An 18343-nucleotide genomic window follows, 5' to 3' on the forward strand; every position below is an offset into this window, starting at 1 on the left:
ATAAAAAAAGCATCGATAAATCGATGCTTTGATGTGGAGAATACTGGGTTCGAACCAGTGACCCTCTGCTTGTAAGGCAGATGCTCTGAACCAGCTGAGCTAATTCTCCTTTTTTCTTTCAATGAACCATCTCATTTGCCAGTGACCACTCCCGCTATATCGGGATGCTCTGAACAAGCTGAGCCAATTCACATTTAAGTATTTTGAAACACTTCTGTTTATGTGGAGAATACTGGGTTCGAACCAGTGACCCTCTGCTTGTAAGGCAGATGCTCTGAACCAGCTGAGCTAATTCTCCTTTTTTCTTTCAATGAACTATCTCATTTGCCAGTGACCACTCCCGATGTATCGGGATGCTCTGAACCAGCTGAGCTAATTCTCCTTTTTTCTTTCAATGAACCATCTCATTTGCCAGTGACCACTCCCGCTATATCGGGATGCTCTGAACCAGCTGAGCTAATTCTCCGTTAAGTATTTTTAAACACTTCTGTTTGCGTGGAGAATACTGGGTTCGAACCAGTGACCCTCTGCTTGTAAGGCAGATGCTCTGAACCAGCTGAGCTAATTCTCCATTTTTTCAGACTTTCAATAAATTAGCTGAGCTAATTTTCTGCTTTAGTTCTCGGTATATAATGCCTTTCCCTAATTGCGTATGCAAATGTACTGCAAAATTTCGACTCTCAAAATTATTTCAAAAGTTTTTTACGCTTAAAAACGCAATCCACTAGAAGCCACGCATATAATTTTCAATATTTTTAGTCATAGAATTTCCAAGAAACACCAAATCTTATATTCGCATCATTCATCGGATAACGACGAACAGTATAATAGCCTTTTGGCATGCCCAAATATTGATTTACAAAATTACAACTGATAAAAAGTGTCACGCGTTGTATGTTTGCTGTAGCCCATGCATCAAATATAGGATAAGTCGAAAATTTAATTCCTGCATTATCATTATAAAACTGACTTGCATTAATTGAATAAGATGGAGTTGTAAACGGAGTGTTGAAACGTGCATCAACTCCAATATTGAAATCAACCACCTTATAAAGCACATTGCTGTAATACAGACTATGCCAGGTATATATTTCAGGAGTTGCAAGTGTTTCCTGCTGATCTGTTTTTTGATATACAATTAAGTTATCCAAAGTGAATTTACTAAACTTGAACTTTTGTCCTACTGAAACCTTTAATAGATTAACAGATCCCAATTGCGCCGGTTCAATTAATTTAGCCAGACGTGGATCATTTTTCGGATTATCAATCTCTTTAAAATAAAGATAGTTATCCATTAAAAAGTACTCAACCTTTCCATTGAACCCAATTTTTGGATTGCTATACTGAAAAGCTAGATTTTGTGTTTTTGTTTTATTAAGATCTCGCTCCCATTGGTGGTAGGTATAATTCATTCGATTAAACACCATTTCTGGTGATTTATTCTGCGAATAAGCCGAAAGCGTAATTTTACCGACATTCGAACTTAATAAAAAGTCGGCTTTTGCTTCATAAAGATAATCACCAAAATTATGACCCATCACTATCTGATTGACTTTACCTGTCAGATTAACTCGATCTGAGAACTTATACCCCAGCTCCCCTTTTAGCATACCATTTTGATAAAATCTGTTATTGATACCACTATCTGAATACCAATACATATCATGTTGAAAAGCAACATTTAATTTCGCTTCATTTTTAAAAATAGATTTTCCCCTCAAGTAAAAGCTATATTCAAATTCATTTGAAATAGAAGTAATTTCCGTTGTATCCTGCGTTAATCTGGAAGAGCCATAGGGGAAAGCACCATTAGCATCGGTTTCATTTTTAAAAAAATTATATTTCTGAATTCGTACAGAACTGTTATGTGCAACGCTATTTGTAGGGTAAATCTGCATTGTAGGCTTACCTGCATCAACGGTATCAAGATGACCAAGAAACATCGATTGGCGAATGAAGAATGAATTATCACGCCATTCATTTCGAGGTCTATTGTCCCCTAGTCCCTGCAATCTTACGGGGTAACGATCGGACGATTGTTTTTCTTTATCTTTAAATATATTATCTGACAAAATCGAACCATTCTCTGAAGCATCAAGTTTATTAAACACCAAATTTGTCAACAAATTATAGCGGTGATTTTCTGACTCGTACCAAGCGAATAAAGCCGATTTGATATCGGAATACTTTTGATTGGTATAATATCCATCAGCTCTTGTTGCATGAAATTCTCCACCTATATTAAGTCTTGGATTTATATTTTGTGCAAGTCTTGCACGAAATACTTGATCATCAAAGAAAAATCCTACAGCATAAAGTTCCGAAAATCTGGCACGTGCCCTAAAATATTGAATAGAATCCGGCCTGTACAAGGTACGTTCCAAACTGTGAAATCCACTTTGAAAACCTATCGTTTTACTAGGTTGAAATAATAGGTCACGCGTTGCTAAACCATAGGAACCTAAATTGATACTGGGATTCCATGGTAAATTCTGTTTATTGTAATACTGAAAATTACGATGTGATGTATCTATTTGAACGGTGTAGGTTCCTTTTTTCATCATATCCAATGTTGTATATCGAATATATTTAGCAGACAAAATAACAGAATCCTGTTTCGCATCTTCTTTTGCCCGAGCAGAATCTAAAGCACTACTCCATTCATCATTACTTTGTGCTTGAACTTGATTTACAAAACCAAGAATACAACAAAAAATCGCTAATAAGCGCAGGGTCACCTTCATTAATATTTGAACTAGTATTGTTTAAAAACTATTGCAAAGCTATTAATTCTTTCAAAATTAACGTCATCTTTGGTTCAGCTTTTGCAGCTATATCTACGATGTCCTGCAAAGAAACAGGTTGCAGATTATCATGAAAACCCTCATCAGTAATCACAGAGATCGCAAAAACAGGTATATCCATATGATTAGCGACAATAACTTCAGGCACAGTACTCATCCCCACAATATCACCGCCAATCAATCTCATGTAACGATACTCGGCTTTAGTTTCCAAATTTGGTCCTGGGGCAGCTACATATACAACCTCATGTGCCCTAATTTCTTTGTAGACAGCAATGTCTAAACCTTGCTTTACCATTTCACGGTTATAAGGTTGACTCATATCAGGAAAACGCGGGCCGAATGCGGCTAAGTTTGAACCACGTAGCGGATTATCTGGCAACAAATTAATGTGATCGGAAATAATACCCAAATCACCTTTAAGAATATTAGGGTTTAAAGATCCTGAGGCATTTGAAACAAAGAGCTTCTGAATGCCCAAGACTTTCATGATACGGATTGGAAATGTAATTTCTTTCATATTGTAGCCTTCATAATAATGAAGTCTACCCTGCATCGCTACAACCCTACGACCATTCAGCGTACCGAATATCAATTTACCGGAATGAAATTCAACTGTAGAAATGGGAAAGTTGGGGATATTGGAATACATCAATGAATACTGGACGTCGATCTCATCGACCAACTTACCCAATCCAGTACCTAGTATTATTCCAAATTCAGGCTGAAAATCGCCTATTTTCTTGCGGATAAATCCAGCGGTTTCTTCTATCAATTGATACATACGTGCAAAAAAACTAATTTAATCAAACTTAACTTAATTTTTTTGCACGTACAAATCACTTAACTTTTTTTAATTATGTGAAAGCGCTCTATCGGAGGCTTTACCCGGAGAAGTTAAAATCAACAATAAGAATGTTATAAAACCATTGATAATGATCAAGTCTAAACCGATCACATACGGCGTATAAACTTCTATTACATAAGTTTTCAAAATATACAAAATAGCTGGTGATATCACACAAATGAAAGGCACTAGTTTGTCTCTAACTGCATATTTTGTCGCAATACCTACCACAAACAGTCCCAACAATGGACCATATGTATAACTTGCCGCTGTAAAGATTGCGTTTACCACCGAATCATCATTAATTAATTTGAATACTAAAATCACCAATAACATTACAATAGAAAAGCCAAAATGTACATAATTACGTTGCTTAACCAATACTGGGTCATTTGGATTCTCTTTTTTATTAAAATTTAGGAAATCAATACAATATGAAGTCGTCAAAGCAGTTAATGCTGAGTCAGTAGTTGCAAATGTAGCTGCCGTCAATCCCATCATAAAAATTATTGCCGGAAGAATAGCCAAATGATTTAAGGCAATTTCGGGATATAAATAATCACGAGTAGCAAGCTGACTGATATCAATTCCATTTTTCTCTGCATAGATATAGAGCAGTGCTCCAACTGCCAAAAAGAAAATATTGATCACCACAAATACACTGGTAAACGTAATCATATTCTTTTGAGCCTCTTTGATTGTTCCCATGGAAAGATTTTTCTGCATCAGATCCTGGTCTAATCCTGTCATGGCAATGGTTACAAAAATTCCCCCTAGAAATTGTTTCCAAAAATTAGCTTTGCTACCAACAAAATCATCCCAAAAGAATATTTTAGAATAGCTACTTTCTTTAACTGCTTCGAAAGTATCAACAATTCCAAAGTTTAGTCCTTTAGCCATAAAGTAGATGGAAAGAATGACCGCTGTTATCAAAAATGTTGTTTGCAGTGTATCTGTAACAATAATTGTCTTCAACCCGCCTTTATTTGTATAAAGCCAAATTAACAACAGACAGATGACAACTGTAACTACAAAAGGAATATTCCAAGCGTCAAAAATAAAATGTTGCAATACAATAGCAACCAAGTAAAGACGAAAAGCAGAACCGATCGTTCTTGAAATTAAAAAAATAGCAGCTCCTGTTTTATAGGTTGTATGACCAAAACGTTCTTCTAAATAGGTGTAAATAGAAGTTAGGTTCATCCTATAATATAGCGGTAACAAGACATATGCGATGATAATAAAACCAACGGCATTTCCGAGTACAAACTGAAAGTAGCTAAATTCTGAAGCACCAACTGCTCCCGGTACTGAAATAAAGGTCACTCCTGACAATGCAGTACCAATCATTCCAAAGGCAACCATATACCATTTCGAATTGCGATTAGCCACAAAAAAAGTGGAGTTGTCTGATGATCCCTTTGAAGTAAAATGCGCTACGGCAAGTAAAACAGCAAAGTAGACCACCAAAAATGATAATAAAATTATTGGTGACATAAGTTTGTTTTATAATAGGTGATTTAGTGTTTTAGTGTGTTTCTTGATATGCCTCTATTGCTTGGCGCACATGACCAAATTTTTCTAATAATTCTGTCGCTTCAGCTTCCGTTGCATTCGTTTCATCCATAATAATACGAACCCCGCGAGCCACTAATTTATGATTAGATAATTGCATGTCGACCATTTTATTTCCCTGCACACGTCCCAATTGGATCATAATGGAGGTACTTAACATATTCAGTACTAATTTCTGAGCAGTCCCTGCTTTCATACGTGTAGAACCTGTAACAAACTCAGGTCCAACCACAACTTCCACAGGTAATTGCGCTTCTTTTGCTATAGGAGAACCACTATTGCAAACGATACAGCCTGTTGCTAATCCCGCGGCATTGGCAGCTTGTAAACCTCCAACTACATAAGGAGTCGTTCCTGATGCGGCAATACCGATAACAACATCCGTTTTATTGATACTATATTCAGTCAAGTCCTTCCAGGCCTGTTCTGTATCATCTTCGGCAAATTCAACTGCTTTTCGGATAGCCGTATCTCCTCCTGCAATCATTCCGATAATCCAATCAAATGGAACACCATAAGTTGGAGGACATTCTGATGCATCCAAAACACCTAATCGTCCACTTGTACCAGCACCGATATAAAAAACACGTCCCCCATTTTTCATCTTAGCCACACACTCATTAACCAACGCCTCTATCTGCGGAATAGCTTTTTCAACGGCCATCGGAACGGTCTTATCTTCGTTATTAATATTCGTCAACAACTCCAAAACAGTCATTTTTTCTAAATCCTGGTAATGCGATTCTTTTTCGGTTGTATTTATCATCCTATCTTCTATATTATCCTTTATTCTATTGTAATAACTCACGAATATCGACAAATTGATATTCCTCTTTCTTTAACTTATCTATTATTTTACCTAAACGGTGATAAAATTTATCTTTTCGACGTGAGTCTGTGCCCATATGTATGAGTATGATAAATCCATTTAATCCGTTTAGCTTTTTATTTTGTTCCCATAGCCCCTTTTCAATATCATCGGAAGATAAATATCGTTTACCCATTTCAGGATAACTATAATCGGCGGCAGTTCGTAATCCAGGAGTATAATTAATGGGCACATATCCCATTTCCTCACTCCAAGTTACAATCTCCTGATTGTACCATTCATACGAAGGAATAAAATATTTGTTATCGGTTTGAAAACCTAATTTTTCTAATTCCCTGAAATTCATCTCCAAATCTTGGATAAATGAATCCTTTGTTACTAATAAACCTTGTCTATTGCCCCAGTCACTAAACAATAAGTGTTTATCAGAATGAGCAGAAAGATAATGTTTATTGCTTTTAATCTCCTTTACAACAGAATGAAATTTCGACGCTCTCAAAAAGTCTCCTGTCAAAAAGAAAGAACCCTTTACATCCTTTTCTTTCAATATTTTTAGCACCGTCAATCCACCATCAGCTAAATCATGTCCTGTAAAAACCAGCGCTAGTTGCTTTTGCGAGCTATCTCCTCTCACGATAGCTCCAAAAGAATCTTTGACTACTTTTTTATTTGAGGCTCCTCTAAGGCCTTTTGTTCTTGAGAAGCTAACAAATAGATCAATGAAGCAGTACCATCCATTGTGGGTTCATTTGTACTATAGTCACCATAATCATCATGATAAACAACAAGATCACTTTGAAATGCCGCATACGGATCCTCATTGAGCAATTTAATTCCGATCAGATTACGATATGTCGAAGTCATTATGGGACCATCAACCAACCCACCATCAATTGGAAAATTTTTTAAATGAGTAAAAGCAGAATGCGGATTAACCGGTGTATCGCCCCACGAAGGCAAACCATAAACCATGCTTGTACCCCAAGGATTTGTACCGAAGATCCAATCTATATTTGCTTGTGCCAATTCATCATATTGTGTATCCTGTGTCAATTCTTTATACCATAAACATTGAATAGCGAAGGATACAGTCAAATTATTACTGCACCAGATAAAAGGGACCCCCCTATAAAAGGCATTTGTTTTTGCTCGTTCAAAGACCGACGCTATTCCAGACTTATAATATGAGACAATCTCCTCGCGATCATTGCCTTTTAGCTGTTTTCCCAGTTCATAATGCCCAAGATTAATAAATGGATACCATTGATAATGTGCTGCGGTATCTGTTTCCATCCACGGCGTAATTTTCTCCTGCCGCGCATAAGCTATCGATTCATTTAAAAACCTCTTCTTATTTGTTGCTCCATAAAACATTGCTCCAGCCAGCTCCATATCATCAACCCAATTATCCTCAGCATAAATATAAGGAGACTTCACTGATACTGTTTGTGTTACCCCTGGTTTTATCAATGCAAAGTTATATGCTGTTTTGGCTTTATTAGCCAAATTTTTAGCATATTTAATATCATCATTTCTAAACAAAGAACTACCTAGATGGAAAGCACTCGAAAATTTGGCTGCCGTTGAACTTGTACCTGTTGTATTATTCATAAACTTACCTCGTTGCTGCGGTTCTCCATTTATAAAATAAACAGGTCTTTCAAAACCTCTTCCATAAAAAGGATCTTCACCTGGCATTCTCATATTCGTATGATCACGGTCATCTGCAATCTGGTTAAACATTAAGTTTGGCGCAGGATGCATCTTCAGCAACCAATCCAAACCCCATTTTGCTTCGTCCAGCACATCAGCGCGACCATTCTGACCATCCAATCCATTTGCCTGCTTTTGATCCCCAAATACTTTTGGAAAATCTCTATAAGCCGCTAACAAATGATAAGTAGCATTAGCCGAAGTCGTTGAATATTGCAAATAATCGGAAGCATCATGCCAGCCTCCTCCTGCATCAATACGTGAGCTATCTGCAATACCTACCTTATTAGCATGCAATACAAAACCATCGTGTGTATGACAGCTATCTTTTAGATACGGGTTAAAAAGTGTTCTTTGTTGCCGCATATAACGAAGCGCAAAATCAGCAGCTCCTTTATATACATCCTTTCCAATTCTAAAAACTGGTGATTTCACTTTTCCAACTCTTAAATAATAAGAACCCGTATCGCGATATGCTGAAAAATCAAACCTAAAGCTTTGCACAAATGGCCCATAAGTTCCAAAATCTTTACCGATTAAATTCGAAAATACACTTTTCTGCGTTTTCACATCAATCAGTTCAAACCGAGTATAATCAGCCTTTTCCTTTGCTCCAAATACCGCAACTTTAATTCCTGCAGGTGTATACCCTAATTGGTTCACTCTTATCCATGCCTGTTCTTGCGCTTTCGCAAAGTTAAAAACAAAACATGCAAAAACAAGCATAAAAACTCGCTGTAAATGTAATAAGTTTTGCGTAGTTAATTTCATAATTTAGAACTTTTATAAAGTTAAAATTTTAGTTTAACAATTTTACCATCCATTGTGCTGCAAACTAACCCTTTATTACCCATAATCAATGGCGGATTGACCATACCATTTGATATTTTATATTGCCACAATACAGCTCCTGACGAGGCATTAACAGCTGACAGCAAACCTGAATGACTTGGAACAAAAACAATTTTATTGTTAGCGGTAATCGCTGATGGGGTTAGTTCATATGGAAGTTTCAAATCTGATTTCCATGAGACTTCCATTTTATCAGCTTTGGTGGAAATACCAAGTAAATCACCATCCATTGTTTTCACATAAACATATTTATGATCAGTTGATAAACCCATTGACTCTCTAACGCGTATTGTATCCATCTTCTCTCTCCAGATAACCTTTCCATTTTTTGCATTTAAAGCTGTCATAAACCGATCTGGAGCTACCACATAAATGGCGTTATTCACCGCAACGGGATAACAAGCAGCTGCTGAAAACATCCGATTTGCATGACCATTATTCCATTCCCACTCTAATTTACCTGACTGCGCATTTAGGGCATAAAAACCATTACCCCAAGAACCAAAAATTATTAGATTTTGATAATAAGTTGGGAGCGTGGAAACATACCCTTTTACACCCTTAAAATTCCACTTTTCCTTTCCAGTCAATACATCCAATGCTCTAAAAACTCCGTCCGAACCGCCGATGTATGCAGTACCACTCTGAATCAAAGGCGACCCCAAAACAGCTTTTTCTGTTTTAACTTTCCATTTTAACAGTCCACTTTCTGCATCCAACCCATAGATATAATGATCTGAAGAACCGACGACAACAACCCCCTTCCAAGCAGCTGGTGTTGAATAAACTTTACCACCTGTTTTAAATGACCATTTTTTCTGTCCCGTATTATTATCCAAAGCAAAAACATCACCTGAAGTATTTGCTGTAATGATCAAATCTTTATAAAGTGCCATTCCAGAACCGATATCACTTTCATCTTGAAAAACCCAATCCACAGCAACTTTAGAGGCAAATTTTTCATTAACAGCGTAATTTGGTCTCGGATATTTCTTTTTATCTAGTTCAAAATGATGATTTTCTAGCTTGATCACTGCCCAAGGGTTCAAGTAACGTCCATCAACTGTACGTTCTTGATAAGTAGCCTTACCCTGGTCAATCGTCACAATATTATAACCACCATATTCATTCTTCGCGCGCAAATTTGACCTTCCCATGATCCCAGGTATCCCCTCCCAGTCGTACACTTTATTTATATGACCATGTCCGCAAAAAGCCAATTGCACATTTCTAGCTTTCACACGATCCAACGCTTCAAACCAATTATTTAAAGAAGAATCTTGCGGATAGTGATTGATATATATGAGAGGGGTATTACGATCAGGATGAGCACTAAACACAGAATCCATCCACACTAGGTTTTCCCTCGGAATCTGACCAGGACTCATCCGCATATTAGGACCAGAGTTTGTTCCCAAAAACATAAATCCTTTATGTTTAAAGAAGAAGGTTTCACCTCCAAATACGCTGCGAAAAGTATTGGCCCCATTTTCAGACCAGTTACCATCATGATTTCCAGGTATTACATACCAGGGCAATGACAAACTATCCAGTATCTGCTTCGCCAATTTCAATTCATGATCTGCACCAAATTCTGTGATATCACCCGATAAAATAACAAAATCAATATCTTTTAATGTATTGAGATCTTTTACGGTTCGTCGTAAATCTTCTTCTCCAGTTGCACCGCCAACATGCGTATCTGTTACATGGGCAAATTTGAAAGTTTGCGCATGCAAGAAATTGAAGGCAAAAATCATTATGCAAATAATCGTATAGGTTCTTTTTATCATGATAGGAATCAGTTATTAACGTAAATATACTTAAAAAAATGCATAAACATGCATGTTTGTGCAATAATACAAAATAATAACGCAAACAAACACTTTGTAAAATGGTCAATGGGACCAAATAAAAAGAGCCACTAAAATTAAGTGGCTCTAATACCCCAGTAGTCAAAGACTACCAGCCTGCTGTTTGTGTTAATGTATATCCTCTGTCCACGTATTGTTGTACTTGATTAAGTCCAACAGGTGACATATATGATCGTTCTGTGAAAGCGACTCTATTTGTAAAGTTTGCGACAACATAATAACCTATCATATCACCTGCATTTGTACCTGTAAATGTCACTATAGTACCATCTGCCTTCATAACTTTCAACTTATTTTTATATGAATCTGCTAAATTAGTACCAGCAGCATTTTTAGGCAAATCTTTCAATGCATTGATCCAAGGACCAGACATATAATCAGGCTTATTAAAATTCATATAATCTAGTTTCTTCCAACGCCTAATATCATTCAAACGAGCTCCTTCATATACAAACTCCATACGGCGTTCACGTCGAATCTCCCACATTAAAGGAGACACGTCACCATCTTTAGTAGGATCATTTGGAATCGCAGACAGTAATAATGGCGCTGTTTTCTTAACACCTTTTCTCACCGCATCTGCATCTAATGGTCGATTTCTTATTGCATTGATTGATTTATCCAAGTCATTCTGACTCACAGCAGCACCACCATAATTCTCAGCCAACACTTGTTTAGCTTCAATCCAATTCAGCACCACTTCTGCCAAGCGCGCTACAGGAGCATCATTTGTATTTGTATTACTTGTCCATTTCGCAGGATAAGTTTTACCGATGTAAGTCAATGCGTCTCTACTCGAAAATTTATGAACATAAGCCAATGTAACCGCAGCCGTATTGACCGTATCCATAAAAGTTGCTTCAAATCTAGGATCCCGAGATGCCGCCAATGCCTTCAATGAAAAATCACTTGCTTTAGCTGCTGTTGAGTTTTGCCACACCTTACCATCATTACAGATAAAAGATTTCAGCAAGCTCAGATTTGATGCTTTATCCTGCCCCTCATATCCATTACTGTACGAACCTATTGCATGTGTAACTTTTACAGCATCATTATAAGCTCTAAAGAAAATCACTTCCGGATTACCCGTTAGATCTTCAGAAGCAAATAAACTCTTAAAATCACTTCCAAAGGTATATTTACCTGAATTCATCACATATTGAGAAGCCTCAACCGCTAATTCTAAAAACTTTTTTGCTCTTGTTTTATCGACATTATGATAATGCTCCCAAGTTCCCTCGAACAACATCCAATTTGAGATCAAAGCAGCAGCGGCATAACGACCAATATATCCCTTACCATCATCAACACGCATATTTTCAAGAACAAACTTGCAGTCGTCATATACTTTATCCATTACCTCCGTTCTTGGGGTCCGGGCTTTATACATCGTATCAAAATCTTTTGGATCGACCTCAGCATCAAAGTAGGGAACATCTCCGAACACTCCTACTAAACGAGCGTACTCAAAAGCTCTGAAAAATTTCGCAACAGCTGTCCAATGATTATACTCCTCTTGTGATAAATTAGGCTTTGCTTTATTTTCCAACCTGTTTAACATTACATTAGCCTTTCGCACCCAATAGAAATTCCAGGAAGGTCCTGAATATTGAGTTAACATTTCAGTTGTAGCTGAAGAAGATCCACGAGTGGTAGGAACGGTTGATTCAAAACTCGCCTGTGTTCCTTCAGATGTAAAATCATCAGCCCAATTGTACCCTCTTAAAGGAGCAAATGCGACACCGAATCCGGAATTATATCCTACAAAAAAGTTTGTATAAAAATCGTTTGCATATAATCTAACATCAGTCTGATTTCTCCAAAACTCAGCATCAATCACTTTAGTTGTTTCTGAACGATCGAGCAAGTCCTTATTACAAGAAACTAAACCTGTCGCTGACAGTAAAACTGCTATAATATGTTTATTTAATTTCATTTCTCTAGTTTTAAAAGTTTAACTGAACACCAAATGAAGCACTTTTAAATGTTGGTGTACCAACACCTGTGCGACCACCATTATAGTTCGTAGAATTAAAAATCGATTCCCCTTCTACCTCCTCTGGATCAACAGGTAACCCATTCAATTTATCCCAAGTAAAGAAATTCTCCAACGACACATACAGTCTTAAATTATTGATTTTTGCGCGATCCAATATTTGTTTAGGAATCGAATATCCCATTGTTAAATTTTTAATCCTTAAATAAGACATATCCAATAAGTATCGCGACTGAATCTGCATATTATTCACATTGGTACCGCCTGCATTATTAAATGCTGCTGGATAAAATGCACCCTGATTTTCAGGTGTCCAATAATCATCCACAAAACTTGCTGGCATAGCACCATCAGAGACATTAAAACCCGGTATAGCTAAAAATCCTGTTCCCCAAACTTTACGCTGACCAACACCTTGAAAGAAAGCCGAAATATCAAAACCTTTAAAATCTGCACCGATCCTGAATCCATATTGATATCTTGGTGTTGAATTTCCAATAATTTTCATATCTCCAGGATTATCAATCGTACCATCACCGTTGTCGATTTCTCCATCACCATTCAGATCCTTGAATTTCACGTCCCCTGGACCATAATAAAAATTAGATGAATTTTGATATCTCGGTTGGTAAACAGCCTTTTCGCCGTCAGGACCATCTTTTAATAAATAAGCTTTTTTACCACCACTTAGGTAATACTTGGACATACCTTCAGTAAGGTCGACCAATTGAGCTTTGCCATTTCCATCCAATACAAAATCATCATATTGATACAAGCGATCAGTTTCAAAACCCCAGATATCACCATACACACGTCCATTATAATTCACACCTGTAGTTCTTGATTCTGTATATCCACTAAATACCGATTTTGAATCGTCGATATTAGCTCTTAAGTTAATCCCAAGACCATTTTCGAATCTATGATTAAAATCAACAGCAATTTCCAATCCTTTAGTTGTCAATGTACCATAATTACCTACTGGAGCTGCAGCTCCCAAAGTCCAAGTTGTTCCCTCTAAAGGAGCAAACATATTGTTTGTTTTCTTTTGATACCAATCAACTGTAAGGCCTAATTTATTTTTAAAAAAACGCGCATCTAAACCAAAATCCAAAGTTTCCAAATCTTCCCAGCTTACATCAAGAACGTTTAATTTCGGTGAGCCAACAGAGTTTGTCAATGTTCCATCAATGACCCATCCTGTCTGACCAGCAGACATGTTAGATATATAAAGATCAGAAGGTACAGTTTGGTTACCAATAATACCCCAAGAACCTCTAAACTTCAATTGATTCAACGTGGGTTTTGCCCATTCCATAAATCTTTCTTCCGAAGCCACCCATCCTGCAGAGAACGACGGGAACCATCTCCATTTCAAATCTTTTGGAAATTTAGATGAGCCATCATAACGAAGATTTGCCTCTAATAAATATTTGTTCTTATAAGCATAATTAACACGTCCAAAATACCCTAATTGCGACTCCCAGTACTCTCCTCCGCTACCCGTAATTGTGCCCACAGCAAGATCAAACTGCGGATTTGTAATATCAATTAAATCGGCTCTTTGTGTCCAATGATATTGACCGGCTGAAGCAACACGATTCATACCTAACATAAATTTAAATACATGATCGTCATTTAGATTTAAATCATATGTACTATAGGCATTAAAGGTATGTTTTTGCTCATTTTCAGACCGCATATAAATATGATCTTGCGCAGAACCATTCGCGGTATACATATCATTTGATAAATCATATGCCTGTATAGCTCCTTCATCAGTAGCAGACACAACAGCACCATCACTATTAACATACACCGGATTACCACTAGCATCAACTCTTTTCTTCGCTGCTACCCATGAATTTGCTGCTGTATATCGTGTACCATTTCTTCTCCACGAAAAATCTTCATTCGTAAAACTATAATCAATATCTACTCGCCAATTTTTCTTAATATTAACTGTCGCACCTGCATTTAAGTTAATGTAGTTGCGCAACATCGATGCATCATTAGCTGCATTATTTTCACTCCAAGGACTTCTAATTGGGTTTCCATTTTCATCATTGCCCATCGGATACAAGGAACTCCATCGATACATGTATAACCACGGATCTGCTGTAGTGGAGTTTGTGGCATATGGATATGTCTTATTTCGTTGAGCAAACATAGCACCACCCCGAACAGTTATATATTTATTAAGCTCAGTACTAAGGCGTAAAGCAGCATTATACCTTGTGAATTTATCTGAATTTCCAGGTTTCAACATGCCGCTTTGGTTTAACGAACCGAATGAAGCAGTATATTTTGTCTTATTAATACTACCATTTAAGGATAGATTATGAGTTTGCGTAGGCGCCCACTCCTTAATCATATAATCATATGGATCATAAGTACGTATACCAAACTTCTTAGTTGGAGCTGTAGGATTCACATACCAATCCCTTCCGTATACTGTCGGATCATCTGCTCCGATAGTAGAGCCATATTTTTTATCCCAATCGACAGCTTTCTCGTAGCTTTCTCTATTGATTTTATAAAAAGCTCCAGTCTCCGTTTCCCCTACTCGATCCATAGCGTCTACCGTATATTTCAATGCGTTCAAACGCCCCATCTCATATCTTTTAAAGGGATTCTGAAAAGAGAAATTGTTGGAATAATTCACATTGATTTTTTCGGTTGTGTTTCCCGTCTTACTTGTAATCAATATAACACCAAAAGCGGCTTTAGCTCCATAAATAGAAGAAGCTGCGGCATCTTTTAAAACGGTAATCGACTCTACATCTTCAGGATTGACATATTGAATACTTGGTATTTCAACATTATCCAATAAAATAAGTGGGTTAGATGTCCCCTGGATTGAAGAAATCGCACCACGAATTCTAATTTTCGGATCAGCCCCCACCTCTCCACTAGGTATTGTAACACTTAATCCTGGTGTTGTTCCCTGAATTGCACGACCAACATCTGCAATTGGTCTACTCTGCAAATTTTCTTTGACATTAATAGTCGATACAGCACCTGTTACATTTCCTTTTTTCTGTGTACCATAACCAACCACAACGACTTCTTCCAAAGCTTCATTGCTTGATTCTATGGTTACATTGACTTTATTAGAAGTTACTGTCACCTCTTTTGTTGCATAACCCACAGAAGTAAATCTTAATTTACTTCCAATTGGAGCAGCAATTTTGAAATGACCTTGGCTATCAGTTTTTGTAGATGCTGTCCCTCCAACAACTACTACGCTTACCTCGGACATGGGCCCATCTGGTCCAGTCACTACCCCCTGAACTGCATTTTGAAGTACAGATTTGGATGAAGCTAAAAGTGACTGTGTTACTTTAGGATTATTTAGAATACTCTCTTTGCTCACATTACTGAAAGACTTAGAAGGCACACTTAATCCAACCGCAACAGAAAATAGTATAAATTTTCTCATTGTATTGTAGCGTTTTAAAATAAATGATTGCTTATATTGATATTTAGTTTGTTTGTTTTATTCAAAATCTGGGTAGATCAAATATTTTTTACGCATCAATTTATATGCGTCTAAATCCTTAGCCCATGATGCTCTAATTTCATCTTCCGATTTACCAGCAAGAATCTGCAGTCTTAATTGATCTGTTCCCGCTAGCTTGTCAAAAAAGGCAGGTCGGGCAAAGAAAGTTGATTTATCAGGAGTTTTATTGTAAAAATCCAAGAGATATTTCAGGGTAAACTTGTGCTGCGAAGGAATTATATTTCGAAGATCAAGACCATAATTAACAGCACCTTTACCTTCGACATGTTTTGTCATACCATGGCGATCACCTGGAGTAAAAGTAAATGAACCATAAACTGGATTGGTATAACCAATAATTTGAAATGGCCAATCCGTTCCACGACCCACCGAAATATCAGTCCCTTCAAAAAGACATAATGACAAATAAAGCCGAACCGATAACGCATTTGGAAGACTTGGTGAGGGAATAACCGGCAGTTCATACATCATCTTATGATCATATCCTTTTACAGGGACAACCGTAACATCACATCGCTTTCCATTTTCCAACCATTTTTCACCATTAACCATCTTCGCCAATTCACCAATTGTCAAACCGTGAATCATCGCTATTTTGTGCCAAGAAACATCAGATTTAAATTTATCATCATGTCTTACTGGACCGTCCACTTGATCTCCATTTGGATTAGGTCGATCCAAGACAATCAATTTCTTATTATGTTTTGCACATAATTCCATGACACGATGCAACGAAGTGATATAAGTATAAAATCGAGCACCTACATCCTGAAGATCGAAAATCATAACATCGATAGTGTTTATGATTGAATCCTGTTTCTGATTACCGCCATATAAAGTATATAAAGGCAATCCTGTTTTTGAGTCAACATCATTTCCAAATTTCTCCCCCCTTTCTACATCACCTCTAAATCCATGCTCAGGAGCAAAAGCGAATTTTAAATCCACTTTCTCCCGAAATAATAGATCAACCAAATGTTCCTTTGATCGTCCAACAACAGAAGTTTGATTACCCATTATCCCAACCTTCTTACCTTTTAACATGGGTAAGTAAATTGCAAGTTGATCTGCTCCAGGTAAGATTTCTGAATTATTATTGACAGAAGAAGTCTTGCTTACAATTGCTGATTTACTAGCACACGAATTGAAAGTAAGAAAACTTGTCAATGCAAGGAATGCAAATAGTCTTTTCATAGTTAAATTAAAATTGATGACAGCATATCTACCATACTGCCAAATAGTTGATAATTCGTCAATAAATGTAAGTAGATGTTTTCGTTTTTTAAATTAAATCACTCATAAAAACGCAAAACAAAGTAAGTGATCACTTTTATCATATTCAAACATCGCCACTCCATATTTAACATTTTTTAACAAAAATATCTGTATTTAAATCATAAATAGTTAAATATCAAGCATTTAATATAAAATAAAACTTAAAATAATACGTCAAATAGTGTAACAGATACACTCAAATGTAACATTACTGATACACGTGCATAGTGTAGCATAAAAATGCAAATGCTAGTTTAATATTAGAATTACAACATACTTATCTTTCGCACACTAAAAGCAAGAAAAAACTCTGTAAGTGCAATGAAATCCTTAAAAAAATATAAATAACAAAAAAAGGAGCCCTTACGAGCTCCTTTTATTTCATTGATCGGATTCGATCTTTTATAAAGATAAAAGCTTCAAATCAGCCAGATTTTCCCTCAGCTGTAACATAAATGCATCCCCTGGATCTGATTTAGACGTAAAATAATCAGGATCTGTCTCCTTCCAGTACTTAGTCTTTCGAAAAGCTCTATATTCATGATGGCCAATTACAAAATCAATTGGATACTTACTTTTCAAGTGTCTAATAAGTTTCTCATTTGCTTTTAATTGCTTTTCAGTAAGTGGATACTTATCTCCTCCAATATTTTCAATACCAATAGCACAATAGTTTAAGCCGATCGTGTGCCTTGCAAACACTGTATCGGGTAGAAACTGATAAATGGTTCCATCTCTGTCAATAACATATTGGGAAGAAACATTTAAAGCACTTGCCTTTCTTAGTTCGGGCCTTCCGGGCAATAGCACTGGATTGAATGTATTAAATGTTGCCTGAACACTGTTATTCGCGGTCCAGTGCACCACTACCATTGTAGGCTTAATAATGGCTTTTTGCTGTACAATACCATGCCTGTTTTTCAAATAATCTAAAGACAATTGCTCACGCTCAGCATTCCAAATAATTGGTTTTTGAATAACAATTGGTGTTTGAGCCCAAAGAAAAACTGGAAACAGGATAAAAATAAATTTTAAATAAAATCTCATAAGCATAA

11 protein-coding genes and 3 tRNA genes are annotated in these 18343 nt (G+C 36.7%); all 14 read right to left on the reverse strand.

Going from position 1 to position 18343, the window contains the following annotated elements; genetic code table 11:
- Positions 1-34: 34 nt before the first annotated feature.
- A tRNA-Val gene (locus tag ACFS6I_RS16825) sits at positions 35-109 on the reverse strand.
- Positions 110-223: 114 nt separating this feature from the next.
- Positions 224-298 (reverse strand) — tRNA-Val (locus tag ACFS6I_RS16830).
- Positions 299-496: 198 nt separating this feature from the next.
- Positions 497-571: transfer RNA gene (locus tag ACFS6I_RS16835), tRNA-Val, on the reverse strand.
- 184 nt (positions 572-755) lie between these two features.
- Positions 756-2744 carry a putative porin gene (locus ACFS6I_RS16840; RefSeq protein WP_380922306.1) on the reverse strand — a complete coding sequence of 663 codons (1989 nt, stop codon included), beginning with the start codon at positions 2742-2744 and terminating at the stop codon, positions 756-758.
- A 28-nt stretch (positions 2745-2772) separates the two neighbouring features.
- Positions 2773-3588, reverse strand: coding sequence for a purine-nucleoside phosphorylase (locus tag ACFS6I_RS16845; RefSeq protein WP_380922308.1), 816 nt, complete (start codon positions 3586-3588; stop codon positions 2773-2775).
- Positions 3589-3657: 69 nt separating this feature from the next.
- Positions 3658-5148 (reverse strand): sodium:solute symporter, encoded by a 1491-nt coding sequence (locus ACFS6I_RS16850; RefSeq protein ID WP_380922310.1) that lies wholly within the window; start codon positions 5146-5148, stop codon positions 3658-3660.
- 31 nt (positions 5149-5179) lie between these two features.
- Positions 5180-5992, reverse strand: coding sequence for an N-acetylmuramic acid 6-phosphate etherase (gene murQ, locus ACFS6I_RS16855; RefSeq protein ID WP_132769378.1), 813 nt, complete (start codon positions 5990-5992; stop codon positions 5180-5182).
- Positions 5993-6017: 25 nt separating this feature from the next.
- A complete protein-coding gene (locus ACFS6I_RS16860) occupies positions 6018-6689 on the reverse strand; it encodes a polysaccharide deacetylase family protein (RefSeq protein ID WP_380922312.1) in 672 nt (223 codons plus the stop codon).
- 23 nt (positions 6690-6712) lie between these two features.
- A complete protein-coding gene (locus ACFS6I_RS16865; RefSeq protein ID WP_380922314.1) occupies positions 6713-8539 on the reverse strand; it encodes a glycoside hydrolase family 9 protein in 1827 nt (608 codons plus the stop codon).
- 20 nt (positions 8540-8559) lie between these two features.
- Entirely contained in the window at positions 8560-10413 is a 1854-nt protein-coding gene (locus ACFS6I_RS16870) for an outer membrane protein assembly factor BamB family protein (RefSeq protein ID WP_380922316.1), read from the reverse strand.
- Between the two features lie 169 nt (positions 10414-10582).
- The gene (locus tag ACFS6I_RS16875) at positions 10583-12430 is read right to left on the reverse strand and encodes a RagB/SusD family nutrient uptake outer membrane protein (protein WP_380922318.1); all 1848 of its coding nucleotides are present in this window, start codon (positions 12428-12430) and stop codon (positions 10583-10585) included.
- A gap of 10 nt (positions 12431-12440) precedes the next feature.
- Positions 12441-15932 carry a SusC/RagA family TonB-linked outer membrane protein gene (locus ACFS6I_RS16880; protein WP_380922320.1) on the reverse strand — a complete coding sequence of 1164 codons (3492 nt, stop codon included), beginning with the start codon at positions 15930-15932 and terminating at the stop codon, positions 12441-12443.
- 57 nt (positions 15933-15989) lie between these two features.
- Positions 15990-17207, reverse strand: coding sequence for an exo-beta-N-acetylmuramidase NamZ family protein (locus ACFS6I_RS16885; protein ID WP_380922322.1), 1218 nt, complete (start codon positions 17205-17207; stop codon positions 15990-15992).
- 483 nt (positions 17208-17690) lie between these two features.
- Complete coding sequence (locus ACFS6I_RS16890; RefSeq protein WP_380922324.1) at positions 17691-18335, reverse strand: N-acetylmuramoyl-L-alanine amidase; 645 nt, start codon at positions 18333-18335, stop codon at positions 17691-17693.
- Between the last annotated feature and the right edge of the window lie 8 nt (positions 18336-18343).

This window comes from Sphingobacterium anhuiense (assembly GCF_042686355.1).
Classification (GTDB): Bacteria; Bacteroidota; Bacteroidia; order Sphingobacteriales; family Sphingobacteriaceae; genus Sphingobacterium; species Sphingobacterium anhuiense.

What these genes read in the sequence shown, in the direction of transcription:
- ACFS6I_RS16840 (WP_380922306.1), bottom strand. Translation starts at nt 2,744, where the DNA reads ATGAAGGTGACCCTGCGCTTATTAGCGATTTTTTGTTGTATTCTTGGT.
- ACFS6I_RS16845 (WP_380922308.1), bottom strand. Translation starts at nt 3,588, where the DNA reads ATGTATCAATTGATAGAAGAAACCGCTGGATTTATCCGCAAGAAAATA.
- ACFS6I_RS16850 (WP_380922310.1), bottom strand. Translation starts at nt 5,148, where the DNA reads ATGTCACCAATAATTTTATTATCATTTTTGGTGGTCTACTTTGCTGTT.
- murQ (WP_132769378.1), bottom strand. Translation starts at nt 5,992, where the DNA reads ATGATAAATACAACCGAAAAAGAATCGCATTACCAGGATTTAGAAAAA.
- ACFS6I_RS16865 (WP_380922314.1), bottom strand. Translation starts at nt 8,539, where the DNA reads ATGAAATTAACTACGCAAAACTTATTACATTTACAGCGAGTTTTTATG.
- ACFS6I_RS16870 (WP_380922316.1), bottom strand. Translation starts at nt 10,413, where the DNA reads ATGATAAAAAGAACCTATACGATTATTTGCATAATGATTTTTGCCTTC.
- ACFS6I_RS16875 (WP_380922318.1), bottom strand. Translation starts at nt 12,430, where the DNA reads ATGAAATTAAATAAACATATTATAGCAGTTTTACTGTCAGCGACAGGT.
- ACFS6I_RS16880 (WP_380922320.1), bottom strand. Translation starts at nt 15,932, where the DNA reads ATGAGAAAATTTATACTATTTTCTGTTGCGGTTGGATTAAGTGTGCCT.
- ACFS6I_RS16885 (WP_380922322.1), bottom strand. Translation starts at nt 17,207, where the DNA reads ATGAAAAGACTATTTGCATTCCTTGCATTGACAAGTTTTCTTACTTTC.
- ACFS6I_RS16890 (WP_380922324.1), bottom strand. Translation starts at nt 18,335, where the DNA reads ATGAGATTTTATTTAAAATTTATTTTTATCCTGTTTCCAGTTTTTCTT.